The organism is Methylobacterium sp. J-030, from assembly GCF_022829545.1.
Lineage (GTDB): Bacteria > Pseudomonadota > Alphaproteobacteria > Rhizobiales > Beijerinckiaceae > Methylobacterium.
In genome coordinates, this window is sequence record NZ_JAKSYM010000028.1 from 1 (window position 1) to 2,255 (window position 2,255).

Consider the following 2,255-nt stretch of genomic DNA (forward strand, 5'->3'; position numbering starts at 1 on the left):
TATCAGAAATGTCGATCGGTTCTGCCGCGCGCTGTCAGGCAAGAACTGATTACAGTCCTGATGAGAAGCGATACGATGCGCCTGAATCTCTCTCTCAAGGGTGCGCTCTCGGCTGCCTTCGGCTTGCTGGCACTCATCGCCGCCGGGCAAGGCGCCTTCTCGATCCTCAAGCTTGTGAGGATCAACGACGCGCTCAATCGAACATAGCCATGGGCGAACTCCTGCTGATCACCGACGATATCGCCCGCGGCCAGCGCCTGTCCCGGGATCTGGGCGCGTGCGGGACGTGGCACGTTCACGATCTCTACGAGGACAAGCTGCCGGGACGGCAGCCCAATCTGATCGTCAGCGACGTCGAGGCACTCACGTCCGACGCCCTCATTCGGTTGCGCCGCGTCTTGGCGGCGATGCGCGGCGGAGAGGTCCCGTACCTGTTCCTCGTGCACGGCAACGTCGCTCGCGCCGAGGCACAGGCCCAGATCTTGGGTGCGAGCGCCACGCTCAGCAGCACGGCCTGCACGCAGCAACTCCTCGACGCCCTCGGGCGCATGCACGTGCAGATCCAACCGATCCCAGCCAGCGTGTGGAAACAAGCAACCGAGGCCCGGCACTTCCTGAAGCAGGTTCTCTTGTCTGGCGCGCCGATCACGCCCGCTATGGCCGACACCGGCACCGATCTCGTGGCGCGTGCGGTCGGCGAGAGCGGCATCTACGATTGGGTCCGAACCGTCCAGCAGTTCGACGACGCCACGCACCAACACTGCCTGCTCGTGGCAGCCCTCGCGGCCGCGTTCTCGGGCGTTCTCGGGCTGCGGGCGGCGGACCGCCATCGCCTGACGAAAGCCGCCCTGCTGCACGATGTCGGGAAGATCCATGTCCCGACGCAGATCCTGAACAAACCGGGCAAGCTCACCGAGGCGGAGATGGCGGTGATGCGCACGCACCCTGTGTGTGGCCACGCCATGCTCGTGGGCCAGGGGTTCGAGGCGGTGATGCTGACGGTCGTGCGCTCGCACCACGAGATGCTCGACGGCACCGGATACCCTGATGGGCTCACCGGGTGGGAGATCCCCGACCTCGTCCGCTTGGTGACGGTCTGCGACGTCTATGGCGCTCTGATCGAGCGTCGGCCCTACCGAGCGCCGATGGCTGGTGAAAAAGCCTACGCCATCCTCGACGGGATGACCGGTCGCCTGGACGGCGATCTCGTGCGCGCGTTCCAGCCCATAGCCGCAGCCTTCAATCCGTCCATGCGGAAAGCATCGCACGGTCACGCAGCTCAAAGCCTCTGACAACGACTTGCCGACCGGACTGGGAGACCTCCGATGAGCGCGCTGTACCGCCTCGTCTATGCCAGCAAGAACCACCTGAAAGGGGCTGAGGCCGAGGCTGCCATGGAGCAGATCCTGAAGGCATCTCGGCGGAACAATGAGCGCTTGGGGGTCACCGGCGCACTGATGTTCAACGGCGGGGCCTTCGCGCAGGTGCTCGAAGGGCCGCAAAAGGGGGTCGAAGAGACGTTCGAGCGCATCCAGCGTGACTTTCGCCACGGCGAGGTGACGGTGTTGGACGGGAGCCCGATTACAGAGCGCGGGTTCGTAAACTGGTCGATGGCCTTCGTCGGACAGTCGGCCCGCGGTCAGGCGTTGTGGAGCAAACTCGCGGCGGAGAGCGGCTTCGATCTTAGGCGCCTGGCCGCGGACACGGTATTCACGATGCTGCACGATCTCGTGCTAGAGGAAGAACCCCTGGGTAACACCATGGATGCCTCGGCAGCCGATGTGGCCTCCCAGCAATCGGCTAACATGCCGCGGGTGCGGGACGACGTTGTACGGCTCAGGCCCGAGGCAGAGGCCAGAGCCGAACGGCAAAGCCCGACCCGGGGTCATGAGAGCGTCGCCGCTTTGGCTATCTTGAAGGCTGCTCTCGCAGACGAGCGCGGCCGGACGATGGAGCTTCGGGGTACGGTAGACGAGCTACACATCGCCATGGCCGAGATCCATGCCGCATGCGATCGGTTGCAGGTTGAGCGCGATCTCTGGATGCAGCGCGCCCGAGCCCTGATCGCGGTCCTATACGAGGACTCCCAGGAGATCCGTAGCACCATCTGCGACGCCGAAGCCATGATCGGGCAGGATATGGATGCTGCGCAAAATCGCGCGGTCGCTTGAGCTGCATACACCGCGGCTCAAAGTGTTCTGTTCGATCAGGCATAGGGGCCGCCGAACAGGTCCCCGAGCGCCTTCCGCCGGAAC

3 protein-coding genes are annotated in these 2,255 nt (G+C 64.6%); all 3 read left to right on the plus strand.

Annotated features, from left to right (window positions below):
- A partial coding sequence (locus tag MKK75_RS00545) for a hypothetical protein (RefSeq protein ID WP_244040691.1) occupies positions 1–207 on the plus strand: 207 nt, incomplete at its 5' end.
- A 2-nt stretch (positions 208–209) separates the two neighbouring features.
- Complete coding sequence (locus MKK75_RS00550) at positions 210–1,292, plus strand: HD-GYP domain-containing protein (protein ID WP_244040692.1); 1,083 nt, start codon at positions 210–212, stop codon at positions 1,290–1,292.
- A 33-nt stretch (positions 1,293–1,325) separates the two neighbouring features.
- Entirely contained in the window at positions 1,326–2,171 is an 846-nt protein-coding gene (locus MKK75_RS00555) for a BLUF domain-containing protein (protein ID WP_244040693.1), read from the plus strand.
- The last annotated feature ends 84 nt before the right edge of the window (positions 2,172–2,255 follow it).

Coding starts and splice junctions, on each gene's coding strand:
- MKK75_RS00550 (WP_244040692.1), top strand. CDS start 210: ATGGGCGAACTCCTGCTGATCACCGACGATATCGCCCGCGGCCAGCGC.
- MKK75_RS00555 (WP_244040693.1), top strand. CDS start 1,326: ATGAGCGCGCTGTACCGCCTCGTCTATGCCAGCAAGAACCACCTGAAA.